This window comes from Frankia sp. CcCS3, assembly GCF_977927575.1.
The window spans coordinates 1-15,484 of record NZ_CDWRCL010000083.1; the positions used below are offsets into that span (position 1 = coordinate 1).

The following is a 15,484-nucleotide window of genomic DNA, read 5'->3' on the forward strand; positions in this document are numbered from 1 at the left end:
AACCGTCACCCACAGCAAGATCGCTAAAGCAGGTGAATGTTTACCCTCGATCGAGGCCGTCCGGTGTTTGTATCGTATGTCCGCCATGTGGCAAAAAGCACCCCGCTGCGTAGCGCCTCCGATCCGTCCGTCAAGATGCAGTTCTCGCCCTCAGGCACCGGCGTCATTTTCCGGGGTCGGCCGATCATGGGCGTCTTCGGCATAGCGGCAGACAGAGATCGAGGGAAAGGACGTGCGGTCGTGCGATGGGGTAGGGGCGACGTGGCGACCACCACGGTCGCGGCGAGGATCGCGACGCTTCTGACGGAGCAGGCCGGCGGCGCGGCGCTCACGGATCCGCGGCTCGCCGCGGCGGCCAGCCGTTCCTGGACGCTGACGGAGACGACCGACTCCGCCGGGTGCGTTACCTGTCGGGTGACCACGGCCGTTGTCGCGGGCGCCGCCGCGGGCGCCGCTGCGACGGCCTCCGAGGTCCCCGTGGTGACGGGACCGCAGCCGGATCCGACCCTGTCGTACGAGCAGCTCGTTCGCTACCGTGACGCTCTGCTCGCCGCGGACTTCGCCGTTCAGGAGGTCTTCGAGGGCTGGCGGACGGTCGCTCTCGACGTGCGGGTCGCGGAGGAGACCGCTCCGGCCGACCTGCCCGAGGCGACCGCCGAGGCCGGTGAGGCTGTCGAGACCGCCGAGGCTGTCGAGACCGGAAGGGTCGGCGGCGAGGCGTCGGCGCCGCTCGAGTTGGCCACTGGTCCGATCTCGGACGAGGTCCCCTTCTCGACCGCCGTGGACTCGCAGCCGGCCGTGGACTCGCAGCCCGCGGAGGTCGCCTCGACAACCGGGGAACAGCCTGTCGGGCCCGCAGTGGCGGCGGAGGCCGAGGACGCGCCGGTCGTGACGGGTGGCCGGAAGCGGCCCGGCCGGAGGTCGGCCGACGCGGGCCGTCCGCGAGCCCGGCGCGGTCTGTTGCGACGTCGTGTTCCCGCCGGGAAAGCCGCGGCCGTGGCATCCGCGGCCGACACGGGCGGCTCCGACGACGACGCGGCGGACCAGGCTGCCGACTCCACCACCCCCGACTCCATCGCCGGCGGGTCGCCGGCGGCCTGACGCCGGACCGCTGGACTGCCTGACCGCCGGGCGGACCTTCGCGGCTTCGGGACTGCTCGACGGTCAGGCCGCGGAAGACCGGGATCGCTCAGTAGGGGCGGCGGTGGCGGGCCGACGAGTTCCCCGTGCCGCGAATCCAGCCGTGCTGGGGTACCCGGAGCGGCGTCCCGGGGCCGGCGGCTCGCAGCCGGCTGATGAACGGTATGACGAGCAACGCGCCGGCCGCGAAGCCGACTACATGTGCTCCGTACGCCACGGTACCGCTGTCGACGACGCCGAATCCGGTGAAGTAGATGTACTGCAACGCGAACCAGAAACCGAGGACGATCCAGGCCGGCAGCCAGAACGGCAGAAAGAACAGGACGGAGACCAGGCCGATGACGCGAGCCCGTGGAAAGAGCACCAGATAGGCGCCCAACACGCCGGCGACCGCGCCGGAGGCGCCGATCAGGGTGTTCGTCGACCCACCCTCCAACAGGGCGAAGCCGTACCCGGCGGCGTATCCGCAGACCAGGTAGAACAGCGGGTAGAGCAGCCTGCCCATGCGATCTTCAATGTTGTTGCCGAAGACCCCGAGGAACAGCATGTTGCCGATCAGATGAAGCCAGCTTCCATGCAGGAACATCGAGGTCAGCACTGACAGCACCGGAATCTTGTCGAAGCTGAGCGGTGATTCCACGATGCATCCCGGGTTGCCGGCCGCGTCCACCCCGATCCGGCCGGAGTCCGCGGCGGTGAGCTGCGCATTGTGCACCAGCTCCCACGGGATCGCGCCCCACTTCTGGAAGAACCGTTGCTGCTCGCAGATGTTCTGTGCCGCCGACGTCTCCATGCCGGCGACCGAGCTGACCACCGGTTCGAAGAAAACGAAGATCACCACGTTCGCCGCGATGAGCAGCCAGGTCATGACCGGGCGGCGGCGCAGGGGATTGATGTCGTGAATCGGGATGACCACACTGACATCCTGCCCGATGAGCCTGGGTAGCTGCTCCTACCTGGCACTCCTACCTTGGCACCCAGCCGTACCCGCGCGAGAGACGCCGGGCCGCCAGACATCGGTCAGGCATAACGCGAAAGGGCGCCTTCGACGTGACTTCCTCGTCCTCGTCGACGCGCTCGCCGTCCTCGACGCCGCGGACTTAGTGGGGGTAGCCACGAGTTGGACTCCTGTCGGGTTGGGGTTCGAGGGCAGGACGGGCGGGTGACGAGCTCGGGCGGGTGACGCCGTGGGGTGAGACGCAGTGGTGTGAGACGCACGACGATCGGCCCAGGCCAGCGTCACCCAGGCCACCGCCGTCGACCGGGGTGGGCGAGAGTGGGAAGGTGACCCCTCGTTCGACGACCGCCGTCCCGCCGCCCGCGCTCACCCCCCGGCACCAGGCCCCGGTGGCGGACGTGGGCGACCTCGTCGCCCGCGATCGGCGGGTGGTCTGGCATCCGTATGCTTCGGTGTCCGGCTCCACGCCGCTCTTCCCGGTCGCATCCGCCGCGGGGACCCGGCTGACGTTGACCGACGGCCGGGAACTGATCGACGGGATGTCGTCGTGGTGGGCGGCGATCCACGGCTACCGGCATCCCGTGCTCGACGAGGCGGTGCGCGGGCAGCTCGAGACGATGTCCCATGTGATGTTCGGCGGTCTGACCCATGAGCCGGCGGTGGCCCTCGCCGAGACCCTCGTGGCGATCACGCCGGATCCGTTGCGGCGGGTCTTTCTGTGCGATTCGGGTTCCGTCGCCGTCGAGGTCGCGATCAAGATGGCGCTGCAGTACTGGACCGGGCGGGGCCGGCCGGGCCGGACGCGCCTGCTCACCATCCGGCGCGGCTATCACGGCGACACCTCGGGCGCGATGGCGGTCTGTGATCCGGACGCGGGCATGCATCACCTGTTCAGCCATCTGCTGCCCCGCCATCTGTTCGCCTCCGCCCCGGCCTGCGCCTTCGACGAGCCGTGTGAGGACGCTCACGTCGCCGAGATCGAGGGGCTGCTGGCCGGGCACGCCGGCGAGATCGCGGCGGTCATCTGCGAGCCGGTCGTGCAGGGCACCGGAGCCATGCGGTGGTACGCGCCGGGCTGGCTGGCGCGGCTGCGCGAGCTGTGCGACCACTACGGGGTGCTGCTGATCGCCGACGAGATCGCGGTCGGGTTCGGCCGCTCGGGCGAGCTGTTCGGCTGCGACCATGCCGGCATCAGCCCCGACATCATGTGCGTGGGCAAGGCGATGACCGGTGGCTACCTGTCCATGGCCGCGACGCTGTGCACCGACGAGGTCGCGGCGGGCGTCTGCGACTCGCCGGCCGGCGCGTTCATGCACGGCCCCACGTTCATGGGCAACCCACTGGCGAGCACGGTCGCGAACGCCAGCATCGATCTGCTCCTCTCCTCGCCCTGGCAGGCTCGGGTGTGCGAGATCTCCGCCGGGCTCGCCGCCGGGCTCGCCCCGGCCGCCGACCTGCCCGGGGTCGCCGACGTGCGGGTACTCGGCGCCATCGGGGTGATCGAGACGCGGGAGCCCGTCGACCTGGCCGTGATCCAGCCGCTGTTGGTGGATCTCGGGGTCTGGGTCCGCCCGTTCGGACGGTTGGTCTATACGATGCCGCCGTTCATCATCTCCCCCGCCGACGTGGCCACCCTGACCGCCGCGATGGTCGAGGCGGTCGCCCGCACCACCTGATCGCCGCGTCACCGGTTCGTCCGTGTCACCGGCGCGTCGTGCCCTCCGTCGCCGCCAGGGGTCAGGCGCGGACGGCGGGCATCGAGCTGGTCCCTCGGCGGTCTCTTCTCCGGCCGTCACTGGTCTCTGGGCGGCGGACGTGCCGTTTCCCGGGCGTGTCGGATGTGGTCTCTCGAGGGTGTCCCGCAGCCGGCGCGGCTGGGCGGCCCGTCGCGACGCCTCCTTCGGCCCGGCATTCGTCGTCGCAGGTCAGGTGCCATTTCCTGGGCAACTATCGCGCGCGTGCCGGGGAGAAAACACGGCTCGGCGACGCCGGGAACGGCTAAGAACCGGCATTCGGACGGTTGCGAATTGGCGAAGTGCCTTCGTACTCTTCGTTCTCGATGATTTACCGTGAGTAGCAGCGACCAGGTTGGATTCACCGGGCGGTTCCGGCCGGGTAGGGCCGTGGACAAGAACGAGGAAGGCCATCCACCAATGCCGTTACGCATACGACTGGCGCGAGGTGCGGGTTCCGTTCTGGTGGGCACCCTTCGGCGTGGCTGGCGGCGAGCCCGCGGGGTGACCACGCAGGGAGCGGGCGCGACTGCCCGGACCGGTCGCGGGGCGGCACGAGGCGAAGCGTCCGCCCCACCCGCGAGCGCCGAGCCCGTCGCTCCCCGGATGATCGGTCCTCCGCCATTGGGCCCTCATCTGGCCGGCCCACGCCTGGCCGGCTTTCATCTGGCCGGCGCCCACGTCACGGAACCTCGCCTGGCCGTGCTGCGCCTGCTCGGCCACGGCTGGATGCTGTGGCGCGTGCCCGGGGGGTTGATGCGACGGGGGTTGATCGTAGTCTTCTGCTGGCTGAGTGTGGCCGGATTCGCGGCGGCGGGTCTGCGTCCGCGATGGGCCGACCTCGCGGCCTTCGCCACCTTCGTTGTTCTCGGGGCGCTGGCCGTGGTGGCGTCCGGACGGCTGGGTGAGGATCTGACCGTTCCCAGGGCCCGACGCCATGACCTGCTGTCCACCTGGACGGTGGCGGCGGCGGTCCTGCTGCCGCCGTTCTACCCGACGGTTATCAGCCTGCCGCTGTGCTGGCTCGCCGGCCGTCGTGATCCAGTACAGCCGCCGCACCTGCGCGTGTTCCACGCCGCGGCGTTGGGCATCGCGGGCTTCTGTGCCTCCAGTGTCCATCTGCTGCTCAGCCCCGATCGAGGGCCGTTCACCGTCGACAACCTCGTCGGGTCCGGCGTCGCGGTGCTGGCCTTCCTCACTGCGGTCGCGGTCTACCCGGTCGTGGCGAGGCTGACCGTGATGGGGATGAGGCTGACCGTGATGGGGATGGCGACGCCCGGCGGTCGGGAGAGCCTCGGTTCGTGGTCCGGCGCGGCGGCCGGCCCGACCCGGCCGGGCTGGCCGGGCCGGACCGGAGTCGTCCCGTCATCTGTCATCCCGGCCCGGATCCCGCTCCGGCATGCGTGCCGCGACCTCGTGCCCGCGCAGGCCGCCGAGATCTGCTCGTCGATCGTGGTCGCGGTGCTGTGGGCGGCGAACCCGTTGCTCATGCTGGCGATCACACCCCCCGTCCTGCTGCTGCAACGCAGCCTGTTGCACGCCGAGCTCCTGCATGCCGCGCGGTCCGACGCGAAGACCCGGCTGGCCAACCCGGCGTACTGGCGCCAGGTCGCGGAACGCGAGATCAACCGGGCCTGCCGGGTGGGGCGTCCGCTGTCGGTGCTCCTGGTCGACATCGACCACTTCAAGCGGGTCAATGACAGGTTCGGTCATCTCATCGGGGACGTCATCCTGATCGCGGTGGCGGACGCGCTGCGGGCGGCGACCCGCCCCCGGGACCTCGTCGGACGGTTCGGGGGCGAGGAGTTCGTGGTGCTGCTCACCGAGGTCGAGCTGGAGAACGCGGCCGATGTCGCGGAACGGATCCGCCGCCAGGTCGCCGGAACCCACTGCTGGCTGGAGGGCCGGCCTCCCCTGTCGGTGACCGTGTCCGTGGGAGTCGCGACACATCACGGCCCCCGCGGTGACCTCGCCGGTCTCATCGCTCGGGCGGACTCCGCGCTCTACCGGGCCAAGGCCGATGGTCGTAACCGGGTACGGCTCGCCGGGTCGGTCTACAGCTCCGTCTGAGGCCACCGCGGCCCCGCCTGAGGCCACCGCGGGCCCCGCCGAGGCCAGGTGGCGGGTGCGCGCCGATCAGGCGGCGCGCGCCGCCCGGATCGTGTTGCGCAGCAGGAGCATCGTGGTGACCGGTCCCACACCGCCCGGCACCGGGGTGAGGGCGCCCGCCACGGACGAGACGGCCGCGGCGTCCACGTCACCGACCTGCCCGGTCTCGGTCACGACGGTGCCGACGTCGATGACGGTCGCACCCGGGCGGACGAAGCCGGCGCCGACGAGGCGGGGATGGCCGGTGGCGGACACGATGATGTCGGCCTCGTGGGCGATGCTCACCAGTCCCTTGGTGCGGGAGTGGCAGATCGTCACGGTCGCGTCCTCGGCGAGCAACAGCAGCGAGACCGGCTTGCCGACCACCGGGCCGCGGCCGATCACGCATACCCGGGCGCCGGACATCGGGATGCGGGCCCGGGTGAGGATCTCCACCACCGCGGCGGCGGTGGCCGGCGCGAAGCTCGGCAGACCCAGCGCGAGCCGGCCGAGACTGCTCGGGTTCATCCCGTCGACGTCCTTGGCCGTCGGAATGTGCTCGCCGACCTCGCGGGAGGTCAGCCCGCCTGGCAGCGGCGTCTGGACGATGATCCCGTGCACGGTCGGATCGGCGGCGACGGTGTCGATCGTGTCGAGGATCGCCGCCGGCTCGCCCTTCGGCTCATGCAGCACGCAGCGCACGCCGACCTTGCCCGCGGTCCGTTCGACGATCTCGGCATAGGAATACGCGGCCGGATCCGCGGTCGGCAGGACCACCGCCAGGGTCGGCGTGACTCCCGCCGCAGCCAGCCTCTCGGCCTCGTCGACCACGTACCTGCCGATCTCGGCGGCCATCGACCGCCCGTCGAGCATCCTCATGCGCCGTTCCGATCCTCGTCGTTCTCGTGGTCTGGCTCTCGTGGCCCTTGCGGTCCTGATGGCCCGTCTGGGCCGTTCCGCACGTCTGGGCCGTTCCGCACGGATAAGTCACCGCTGTCCGCAGGCCTTTCCCGCACTCGCGCGGGTTATGCCGTCCTGGCCCACCACGCGAAACCTGGGGAAGGCCCGGGATGCGCCGGCACGGCGAGCGGGGCGGCGGCGGGCACGGTTGTACCGTAGCAAGGCGACGTGGGCAGGTAACCTGGGCGGGGGAGCACGCCAGGGCCGCTCGGTGCACTCGGTTCCAGAACGCCCGGTTCCAGAACGCTCGGTTCTAGGCAGCCCGGTTCTCGTGCCTCGGATTTTCGGAATAACGGATCCTCCCCGGGAAAGCCTTCCGGAAGAGGCCCGCCCCTGTGCGGTGGTGTAGTCGAGGTGGGCGATTCCGAGCGGAAATCCGAGTATTACTCTATATGATCTTCCCGGTTCGGGGTGATGGCGGCTACGGACCGCCGGAACGATGTACCTGAAACGACGCACCTGGCCAGAAGCGCCCGGTGCCCGCTACGCCGCATCCCGAGCCACCCGCCGCGCCGGCTGTACTCAGGAACCCGGTCGGCTTGCCGGATGTAGCGATATGAATGCGACATTCGTCCTAGGAGTCGAAATGAAATAACTTGCGCGTTTCGAACCCTCCACAGGCCTGTGACCTGCGATGATGCTCTCGATCACGTATTTGTTACTTCATTACGTCCCCCTACTGCGATGAGTCCACGGAACTTGATGTCAGGTAGGGTAGGGTAGGGTAGGGTAGGGTAGGGTAGGGTAGGGTAGGGTAGGGTAGGGTAGGGTAGATCCTTCGCCATTTTCCCGAGTCTATGGGGACGTAATGAAGTAACAAATACGTGATCGAGAGCATCATCGCAGGTCACAGGCCTGTGGAGGGTTCGAAACGCGCAAGTTATTTCATTTCGACTCCTATTGTCCTGCTTCTCTTCTCGGCTACCATGGAGACGTCCCGTCCTTGACCACGACGTGGAGTATCGAGATGAAGTCATTCGCCCGCACGACCATCCGTGCGATTCTTCTGGTTTCATTCCTGGCCGCCGGCTCTCCGTGACCGGGGAGTTTCCCTCGTTGAAGGCGCGTCAGCTTCTGCGAGTGCTTGGACGATTGGGATATCGCGTGACAAAACAGGACGGTTCAGCTCACCGGTGGCTGGAGGCGGACGGACGTCCACGACTTCGTCTCGCTTTTCATGACCGGATCACCGTCGGGCCGGGGGTCGTCCGGCAGATACTGGTCAAGCAGGTGGGGCTGACGGTCGAGGAGGCGTTGGAGGTGATCGATAGTGTCTAGGGCGGTATCGGTGCTGGTTCGCCGGGACGGCCCCTGCTGGTCGGCCTGGTCGCCGCAGTGTCCTGGTCTGGTGGCAGCCGAGACGACCGCCGAGGAGATTCGTGCCGCGTTGCCGGATCTGATCGCCTGGTACTTCGACGGAGACACCGACGTCAACCTGCGGATCCACCTTGAGCTGGAGGTGCGCGGTGTCATCGTCCGGATCGCGCAGGATGCCGACGCCTGGGAACGGCAGCTGGTCGCCGAGCGTCTGGGCGCGGCCTTGGGCGTGGACAGCCAGGCGGAACAACTGCGCGCCGTGCGGGCGAACGCCGCGGGCGAGGTGGTGTATGTCTGTGCGCTGCCGTCGGACCAGGTCTCCTGGCTGACCGGGCAGATGGACGACGAGGACGATGCGGTTGTCGTCGCGCTTCCGGCGACGGAGAGCGAACTGTGGACCTTGCAGTTCGACGCGCTCCGGTGGCGAGGTGAAAAAGCGCCGGGTGCCGGCTACCGGCCGGAGGTAACCTTTGATGAGATCATGGCGACGTTCGCCGGGCCACGCCTCCAGCTCAGCGCATGACAGCCGGGCCCCGCGCCGGTCAGCCCCCATCGGTGAGCCCTCATCGGTCAGCGCCCGCCGGTGAGTGTCCGCGTGACGGCGGGAACCGGCATCGTGGGTGGGCGCGGCTACCGGGGGAGATCGCGCAGGATGAGGTCGAGGCCCGCGAGGAACTGGGCCTCGTTCTCCTCCCGTAGATGGGGTGCCGCCTCGGAGAGGTCCGGATGGTGTTCGGCCGGCGGGCGTACCGCCGCGACCGGGCCGCCGCGGGCGCCGGCCCCCTCCCGTTCCACGGCCCGGGCGAGCTGGCGGGCCTCGCTGAGGGTGTGGCCGAGGGTGTAGAAGAGCAGCGTCTGGTAGACGTTGGCGGCGTCGGCCGGATCCATGCCCGCGCGGTGAAGCTGGGCGACCGCGTGATCAGCCCGCTCCCAGTAGGCGCCCACCCCGGGCGGGCGGCGCAGCACCAGCGGCGCCAGGGTCGGGTGCGCCAGCAGGGAGCGCCGGAGCTGACGGAAGTTCTCCCGGATGTCCCGGCGGGGGTCGTCGGTCTCCGGCAGCTCCTCCACCCCGCGGATCACCGTGTCCGTCAGCGCGTCGAGCAGCGCGTTCTTCGTCGTGAAGTGTCGGTACATCGCCGTGGGATCCACGTCGAGGAACGCGCCGAGGGCCCGCATGCTGAACGCGCCCGCGCCGTGCGTGTCCACGACCTCCATCGCCGCCGCCAGCAGCACCTCCCGGGACAGCGTGCCCCGCGGGGTCCGCCGGGAACCGACCCGCCGACCTCGCCGCCTACCGGTCTCCGCGCCGGCGGTCCCAATGCCCCCCGGCTCGTCGTCATCCGTGCCGGGCTCGTCAGCGCCGGGATCGTCCGTGCCGGCGTCACCCTCCCGGGTGTCCTCGGAGCCTGGGCTCTCGTCGTCGGACCGGGGCGCCGTGGGATCGCTGGTCTCGTCGTTGATGGCATCATGATAGTCAACGATGTTGACGCCGTCCCGCGGCTTGCAATGGTCTACTCTTTGGCCCCGTCTTCGGCCCAGTCTTCGTGCACCGGCCCGTTGCCACGGCGCTGCACCCGCACCCCCTGATAGCCCGGTCGCCAGCTTTCCAGCACGATCTCCCCGGCCGGCTCGTCGACGCTCGTGCGGACCACCTCGGTGAGCTCGACGCGGAAGAGGTCGAACGGCGTCGGCGGGCCGATCTCGGTGGCGAAGGAGGCCAGGACCTCCTCATCGTCGATTCACCGGGCCCGCCCGGAGACGCGGATGTCGCCGCCGGCCAGGTCCTGGCCCGGCCCGGGATTGGCGGCCAGGGCGAACCGGGGGTCGCGACGCAGGTCCCGGGACTTGCGCGCATCCGGCATGCTCCCGAGCCACAGTTCCCCGAACCGGAAGTTCGTCTCGATTCCGCTCGTGCGCGGGGAGCCGTCGGCACGCACGGTGGCCAGGATGTGATGGCGGAATGCCGCGAACCGGGTGCGTGCGGTCTCGGCGAGGGCGGGTTGCGCGGTCTCAAAGTCGCGCCAGGATGTCGTCACCGCGCCATCGTGACCCGGAAACTCTGCCATCTGCTGTCCTGGTTCACGGCTAGGCTTCCCAGACGTGCGATCGAGTCGGCTTACCGCGTTGCTCCTGCATCTGCAGGCCGTGCGGCGGGCGACGGCCGCCGAACTGGCCGCCGAGCTCGAGGTGTCCGTGCGCACCGTGCACCGTGACATCGCCGCCCTGCAGGCGGCCGGCGTGCCGCTGTGGACGCAGACCGGGCGGGCCGGTGGGGTGTGGCTGCTGGACGGGTGGCGCACCCGGCTGGACGGCCTGACCGGCGACGAGGCGGCCGCCCTGGTCCTCGCCGGGGCGGGGGGAGAGGTGCTGGGCGGACTCGGGATGGCGGCGTCCGCCGCGGCCGCCCGGACCAAGCTCCTCGCCACGCTCCCGCCGTACCCCCGCGAGCGCGCCGCGCGGGTACGGGAGCGATTCCACCTCGACGCGCCTGGCTGGTTCCATCGCGACGAGGCCGTCCCGCACCTGGCCACCGTCGCCGGGGCGGTCTGGTCCGGGCATCGGGTCGACGTCCGCTACGCCCGGCGGGACCGCGAGGTCGCCCGCCGGCTCGACCCGCTCGGGCTCGTGTGTAAGGCGGGGGTATGGTACTTTGTCGCCCGTCATCGGGCCGACGTGCGCAGCTATCGCGTCGCGCGGCTGAGGCACGCGATGGTCCGGCCAGAGCCCTTCGAGCGGCCCGCCGGCTTCGACCTCGCCCGCTGGTGGGCCGCGTCGAACGAGGACTTCGCCCGGACCCTGCTGCGTTGGACCTGTCGGCTGCGGTTATCCCCGGTTGCATTGACCCGCCTGCGGCAGGTCGTCGATCCGTTGGCCGCGCGGGAGGCCGTCGCCGCGGCGGGCCCGCCTGACGCCGACGGCTGGCGGGAGGTGGAGTTCGCGACGGAGGGGCTCCAGGTGGCGCTCAGCCAACTGTGTGCCTTGGCGGACGGGGTCGTGGTGCTCGCCCCTGCCGAACTGCGTGCCGCCTTCGCCGGGGTGGGTCGGCGCATGGCGGAGAACAATATGGCGGAGAACAGTGCTACCGCGGCGGTGGGAAGCAACGCTACCGTCGCGGGAGATCGGGAGATCGGGAGATGCCGGTGAAGGAGGTCGCGCCATAAGTACCGGCGGGCTGCTCGTTGTCGCTCTGGTGATGGCCGTCGGCCTGGTTGGCGTCGTCCTCCCGGTACTACCGGGCCTCGTCCTGGTCTGGGGCGCGGGTCTGTGGTGGGTGATCGCGGACGGTGGGGGAGTCGGCCGCTGGATCGTGCTGGCGCTCATGACCGCGCTGTTCGTGATCGGGGTGCTCACCAAGTACGTCCTGCCGGCTCGGGCTACCGCCGGTCGGGGGGTGCCGTGGCCCAGCCTGGCCATCGGCGCGGTGTGCGCGATCATCGGCTTCTTTGTGGTGCCGGTCGTCGGGCTCCTGATCGGTGGAGTGGTCGGGATCTACCTGGCCGAGCTGGCGCGGCTGGGGGATGCGCGAGCGGCGGGCCGTACGACCTGGGCCGCGATTGTCGCCTTCGGGGTCGGTGTGGTCGTGGAGCTCGCCGCCGGCGTCGCGATGGTGCTCGTCTGGTTGGTCGGCGAGTTCGTTGCCTGACGACGCGTGACGACGCGTGACGACGCGTGGCGGCGCGCTGCTGGTTCCGGTCTTCCGGAGTCCGTGCGGGCCGGGAGTCCGCGCGTCCTGATCCGGGGAGCCGGCCGGCCCCGAGCCTGGTCGGCCGGTCTCCCGACGGCGTCCTCCGCTGCATGATCGCTATGTTAAGTAGGGGTAACCATTTCCGGTGCTCCGTGGTTGCCACCTCGTCCGTCGTGTGCGGCTGTTAGCATCGTCCGAGTGATGCTGATGGAACGTCTCCTGACGGATCTCAATGGTGGACGGCGAATGTTCCACTCCGAATTTCACCGGGCTATCGGATCGAACCCCGGATGAGTGATCCCGGGCGAACCTGTCGAAAATCTCAGAAATTCATACGATATTTTTTCCACTATTGTTCAGAGCGGTCGTGGTCGAAGCCACGGTGCCTTTTCTGTCGCATTCTTCCGGGGCCCCGCAGTGGTACCGGGCGCGCCCGCGGAGTCACCGGCCGATGCGGCGTCCGTTCTTCCCCTCGATGTCCTTCCCTTCGACGTCAAGGATCGTGTGGAGGCATCCGGCCGCCGGGTTCCGCGGCCGCGGTCTGGTCGAGGCCTGACGACGTGACCGGGAAACGTAGCGCGCAGGCCCCGTCCTTGAGGGCGGGGAGGATGCCAAGAGAGGAGACCGTCCCGTGCGTGTCCTGGTGATCGGATTCGGGCAGGCGTTGCTCAACCAGCTGGGTTCGGCGCTGCCGCCAGGCAGTGTCACCCTCGTCGAGGACCCGGATCTGATCGACCGGCGGCGGGTGCGGCCGGCTGTCGAGAAGCTGCCCTGCGTGGCGGCCCTGCTCCCGGCGGCCTACCACCAGAGCGAGGACTTCCTCCCCGTCGTGCTCGCCGCGGCGGCCACCGAGGGACCCTTTACCGCCGTCGTCCCGGCCCTGGAGTACAGCGTCCCCGCTGCGGCCTTGGCCGCGGCCGCACTGGGCCTGCCGGGCGCGGGAGTCGGGGCCGCCCGATGCCTGTCAGACAAGATCGAGCTGCGCCGGGCGGCGACGGCGGCGGGCATCGCGACCCCGCGCTGGAGGGAGGTCTTCGGCCCGGGTGACCTCGCGGCCTTCGGGGTGGAGAGCCCGGTGGTGCTCAAACCCGCCAACCGGCACGGCAGCCTCGGCGTGCAGATCCTCGACGCGGTGGAGGACGGGCCGCTCGACCTGGCGGCCATCTGGTCGGCGACGGTTGCCGCCCTCGACGACGGCGCGCTTCCCAACCGCCCGTTGCACTGGCGCTACCTGGTGGAGAGCCGGATGGTCGGCGCGGAGTTCAGCGTGGAGGCGCTGGTTCGCGACGGCGTGCCGAGCTTCGTCAACGTGACGGCGAAGCGGGTGCTGCCCGGGCGGCACCCGGTCGAGACCGGGCACGTCGTGCCGGCCCCCGGACCCGCGGCCAGGACCGCCGTGCTGAGCCGCGCGTTGACGCGTCTCATCGCGGCGATCGGCTTCCGGGACGGCATCCTGGCGGCTGTCATGCGGATCTAATTCCGTTGCCGCCGTCGCTCACCCTGATTATGAACACGTAAACGCCTGCCCGATCGGCACGTCGCGTACCCGCGGTATCCCGGGCTCCGCGTCCCGGTCGCATAATGCCGAGGTGGAACGCGCCAGCGAGAAATCGGACAGATGATTCTTCGCATATGGGTCGGCGTCCGGCGGGCGAGTACGGACATCGCCGTCGATCTGTCTGCGGCTGTTGCTTCCACGCTCTCCCCGCGGCTGTGTTCCGCTTTTCCGTTCCTTTCTCCTCGTTGGCTGATGGGGGCCGAGGGTGCGCCGTGGCGGGTGCTGCCGTCGCGGCGGGAGTGTCGGTGTTGGGGGTGTCGGTGTTGGGGGTGCCGGGCCGGTGCGGTCGCTACCTGGTCACCGGATGACCGGGCCGACGGTTCTCATCCAGAATCCGACGGTGGTGCAGCCGGCCGAGACGTCGGTGTTCCTGGCACCCCGTCCGTCCTACGACCCGGTCCGGGCCGCGGCCGAGTCCGCCGCGGTGCGAGCGGCGCTCGCCGACCTTGGGGCCCGTCCCTGTGCCCCGTCCGAGATCCTCGCGGCGCTGCCCCGGGAGGTCCTGATCGAGCTCGCCGTCCGCGCGGTCAGCGCCGAGGACGACCTGCGAATGGCCGCCGCCCGCGAGGCGCTCCACGACTGGTCGGCGCCGGCGCTGGTGCCGGTGGTGCTGCGCCAGCCGCGGCTGCTGCTCGACCCCGGCGCCGCCCGCGGCGTGATCGGTCCCGACCAGGCGGACGAGAGCTACGCCCTGCGTCCCTTGGCCGGGTTGATGTTTCCCCGTGATCATTATGTCGATCTCGGTGAAGCGGTCGCGGTCGGCCGGTTGCGGCGCCGGGACCGGGCCCGCGAGACAGTCGTCATGGCGGCCGTGCTGCGCGGGTTGCGGGGCCGATCGGCCGAGGTCCGCGTCCCGGAGCCGCTGTTCCTGGAAGGCGGGGATCTGGTGAGCTGCGGCGATGTGGCCGTCCTCGGCACCAGTTGGCGGACCAGCCCGGCAGTCTGGGGGCTGTTGCGTCCGCATCTGCTGGCCAGCTTCGGTCACGTGGTGCGGGTCCGCGACGAGCTGCGGCGTGACGGCCAGCCCCATCTGAACTCCTGGCTCGGCCTCGGCCCGGGGATCGCCCTCGTCGCCGCCGATCGGCTGCACGCCCCGGCGGTGGTGGAACGCGACGGCGTCGCCGGCCGGGAGACGACGCTGGTCGATGCCCTGCGAACGATCAATCTCGCCGTCTGTCCGCTGGCACCGGACATGGTCGCCGCCTTCGCCGCGGGGGTGTTCTTCCTGCCGGCCTTCGCGCCGCCGGAATCGGTCCTCCGGCCGGAATCAGAAGCGGTCCTCCGGCCGGAGCCGGCCGCCCTGGTATCCACGGCGAGTGCGCCCTGGACCGAACCGGTGCTGTCCCGGTTCGGGATCCAGACCGTCGCGGTGCCGTTCGATGAACATCACAAGCAGTTCGGCAGCCTGCACCGGGCGCTCAACACCGTCCCGCTGCACTGATGGCGCACCGTCCGTGCCCTCCAGAACGGGCCGTGAACGCTCCTCAGGGAGCCTCCCAGACCCGAAGACCGCAGTAAGCCTGTGCGCCGGCTCGGTGCGTCCGGCTTCGCGCTCGGGCCGATCTTCACCTCCTCCGCCCACGGTTACGACACCATCGACCATCTCCGCATCGATCCGCGGCTCGGCGACGACCGCGGCTGTCCGCGCCCAGAGACCCGGTCAGATCTGTTGGGCGGCGCGCCGTCCACGGGCACCCAACGGGACCTCGGAAAGATCCTCGGCCTGCGACCGGAGGTTCTTGTAGCGGTAGCCGCGTTCGGTCAGCCAGGCTGCGGCGGTCGCCCGCGCACGGTCGGTCGCGGCCACCATGTCCTCCTCGGTCTCGCCGGAATCCAAGAAACGGAAGGTGAAGAAGGGCCTGGTGGCGATGTCGTAGGTAAGGCTGCCCTTCGGCGTGAACGCGGCCTGCAGGATGTCGTGTTCCGCCGCGTGGGCCAGCAGTTCGGTGCGCTGGTCATCGGTCAGCCCGTCGAAGGCGCCGCGGACGGTGATGCGGAAGGTACGGGTGCTCATGGCGGCTCTTCGAAGTTAAGCGGGTTTGAGG

Annotated in this window: 15 protein-coding genes; 9 read left to right on the forward strand and 6 right to left on the reverse strand. The window is 70.1% G+C overall.

Going from position 1 to position 15,484, the window contains the following annotated elements:
• Positions 1–240 precede the first annotated feature (240 nt).
• Positions 241–1,101: a hypothetical protein gene (locus AC08OQ_RS09640; protein WP_476601690.1), complete on the forward strand. Its 861-nt coding sequence runs from the start codon at positions 241–243 to the stop codon at positions 1,099–1,101.
• A gap of 88 nt (positions 1,102–1,189) precedes the next feature.
• Here the strand turns inward: AC08OQ_RS09640 and AC08OQ_RS09645 are convergent, their stop codons facing one another.
• The gene (locus tag AC08OQ_RS09645) at positions 1,190–2,056 is read right to left on the reverse strand and encodes a rhomboid family intramembrane serine protease (RefSeq protein ID WP_476601691.1); all 867 of its coding nucleotides are present in this window, start codon (positions 2,054–2,056) and stop codon (positions 1,190–1,192) included.
• 431 nt (positions 2,057–2,487) lie between these two features.
• On the opposite strand from AC08OQ_RS09645, the gene bioA reads away from it, so the two are divergent.
• Together bioA and AC08OQ_RS09655 are read left to right on the forward strand one after the other, a co-directional pair.
• Entirely contained in the window at positions 2,488–3,774 is a 1,287-nt protein-coding gene (gene bioA / locus AC08OQ_RS09650) for an adenosylmethionine--8-amino-7-oxononanoate transaminase (RefSeq protein WP_476601694.1), read from the forward strand.
• A 663-nt stretch (positions 3,775–4,437) separates the two neighbouring features.
• On the forward strand, positions 4,438–5,901 hold the full coding sequence (locus tag AC08OQ_RS09655; RefSeq protein WP_476605054.1) for a sensor domain-containing diguanylate cyclase: 1,464 nt from the start codon (positions 4,438–4,440) through the stop codon (positions 5,899–5,901).
• A 66-nt stretch (positions 5,902–5,967) separates the two neighbouring features.
• Here the strand turns inward: AC08OQ_RS09655 and AC08OQ_RS09660 are convergent, their stop codons facing one another.
• Positions 5,968–6,798, reverse strand: a complete 831-nt coding sequence (locus AC08OQ_RS09660) for a bifunctional 5,10-methylenetetrahydrofolate dehydrogenase/5,10-methenyltetrahydrofolate cyclohydrolase (protein ID WP_476601693.1) — start codon at positions 6,796–6,798, stop codon at positions 5,968–5,970.
• A 1,116-nt stretch (positions 6,799–7,914) separates the two neighbouring features.
• On the opposite strand from AC08OQ_RS09660, the gene AC08OQ_RS09665 reads away from it, so the two are divergent.
• Positions 7,915–8,157, forward strand: coding sequence for a type II toxin-antitoxin system HicA family toxin (locus AC08OQ_RS09665; RefSeq protein ID WP_462202988.1), 243 nt, complete (start codon positions 7,915–7,917; stop codon positions 8,155–8,157).
• A complete protein-coding gene (locus AC08OQ_RS09670; RefSeq protein ID WP_462188407.1) occupies positions 8,150–8,719 on the forward strand; it encodes a hypothetical protein in 570 nt (189 codons plus the stop codon). Before AC08OQ_RS09665 ends, AC08OQ_RS09670 begins: the two co-directional genes overlap by 8 nt.
• A gap of 107 nt (positions 8,720–8,826) precedes the next feature.
• Here AC08OQ_RS09670 and AC08OQ_RS09675 read toward each other — a convergent pair whose 3' ends face one another.
• The 3 genes from AC08OQ_RS09675 to AC08OQ_RS09685 form a co-directional block, all read right to left on the reverse strand.
• Complete coding sequence (locus AC08OQ_RS09675; RefSeq protein WP_476605055.1) at positions 8,827–9,429, reverse strand: TetR/AcrR family transcriptional regulator; 603 nt, start codon at positions 9,427–9,429, stop codon at positions 8,827–8,829.
• Between the two features lie 278 nt (positions 9,430–9,707).
• On the reverse strand, positions 9,708–9,848 hold the full coding sequence (locus tag AC08OQ_RS09680) for a hypothetical protein (protein ID WP_476601652.1): 141 nt from the start codon (positions 9,846–9,848) through the stop codon (positions 9,708–9,710).
• 87 nt (positions 9,849–9,935) lie between these two features.
• Complete coding sequence (locus AC08OQ_RS09685) at positions 9,936–10,232, reverse strand: pyridoxamine 5'-phosphate oxidase family protein (protein ID WP_476611997.1); 297 nt, start codon at positions 10,230–10,232, stop codon at positions 9,936–9,938.
• Positions 10,233–10,296: 64 nt separating this feature from the next.
• Between AC08OQ_RS09685 and AC08OQ_RS09690 the strand changes: the two genes are divergently transcribed.
• The 4 genes from AC08OQ_RS09690 to AC08OQ_RS09705 all read left to right on the forward strand — a co-directional run bounded on the left by AC08OQ_RS09690 (position 10,297) and on the right by AC08OQ_RS09705 (position 14,880).
• A complete protein-coding gene (locus AC08OQ_RS09690) occupies positions 10,297–11,340 on the forward strand; it encodes a helix-turn-helix transcriptional regulator (RefSeq protein ID WP_476601650.1) in 1,044 nt (347 codons plus the stop codon).
• 49 nt (positions 11,341–11,389) lie between these two features.
• Positions 11,390–11,839 carry a DUF456 domain-containing protein gene (locus AC08OQ_RS09695; RefSeq protein WP_476601653.1) on the forward strand — a complete coding sequence of 150 codons (450 nt, stop codon included), beginning with the start codon at positions 11,390–11,392 and terminating at the stop codon, positions 11,837–11,839.
• A 673-nt stretch (positions 11,840–12,512) separates the two neighbouring features.
• Positions 12,513–13,358 (forward strand): ATP-grasp domain-containing protein, encoded by an 846-nt coding sequence (locus AC08OQ_RS09700; protein ID WP_476601649.1) that lies wholly within the window; start codon positions 12,513–12,515, stop codon positions 13,356–13,358.
• A gap of 421 nt (positions 13,359–13,779) precedes the next feature.
• Positions 13,780–14,880, forward strand: a complete 1,101-nt coding sequence (locus AC08OQ_RS09705) for an arginine deiminase family protein (protein WP_476605057.1) — start codon at positions 13,780–13,782, stop codon at positions 14,878–14,880.
• A gap of 219 nt (positions 14,881–15,099) precedes the next feature.
• Here the strand turns inward: AC08OQ_RS09705 and AC08OQ_RS09710 are convergent, their stop codons facing one another.
• Complete coding sequence (locus AC08OQ_RS09710; protein ID WP_476611998.1) at positions 15,100–15,453, reverse strand: DUF6204 family protein; 354 nt, start codon at positions 15,451–15,453, stop codon at positions 15,100–15,102.
• Positions 15,454–15,484 lie beyond the last annotated feature (31 nt).

Excerpts from the sequence above, each read along its gene's own strand:
- AC08OQ_RS09695 (WP_476601653.1), top strand. The coding sequence starts at position 11,390 with ATGGCCGTCGGCCTGGTTGGCGTCGTCCTCCCGGTACTACCGGGCCTC.
- AC08OQ_RS09660 (WP_476601693.1), bottom strand. The coding sequence starts at position 6,798 with ATGAGGATGCTCGACGGGCGGTCGATGGCCGCCGAGATCGGCAGGTAC.
- AC08OQ_RS09710 (WP_476611998.1), bottom strand. The coding sequence starts at position 15,453 with ATGAGCACCCGTACCTTCCGCATCACCGTCCGCGGCGCCTTCGACGGG.
- AC08OQ_RS09655 (WP_476605054.1), top strand. The coding sequence starts at position 4,438 with ATGATCGGTCCTCCGCCATTGGGCCCTCATCTGGCCGGCCCACGCCTG.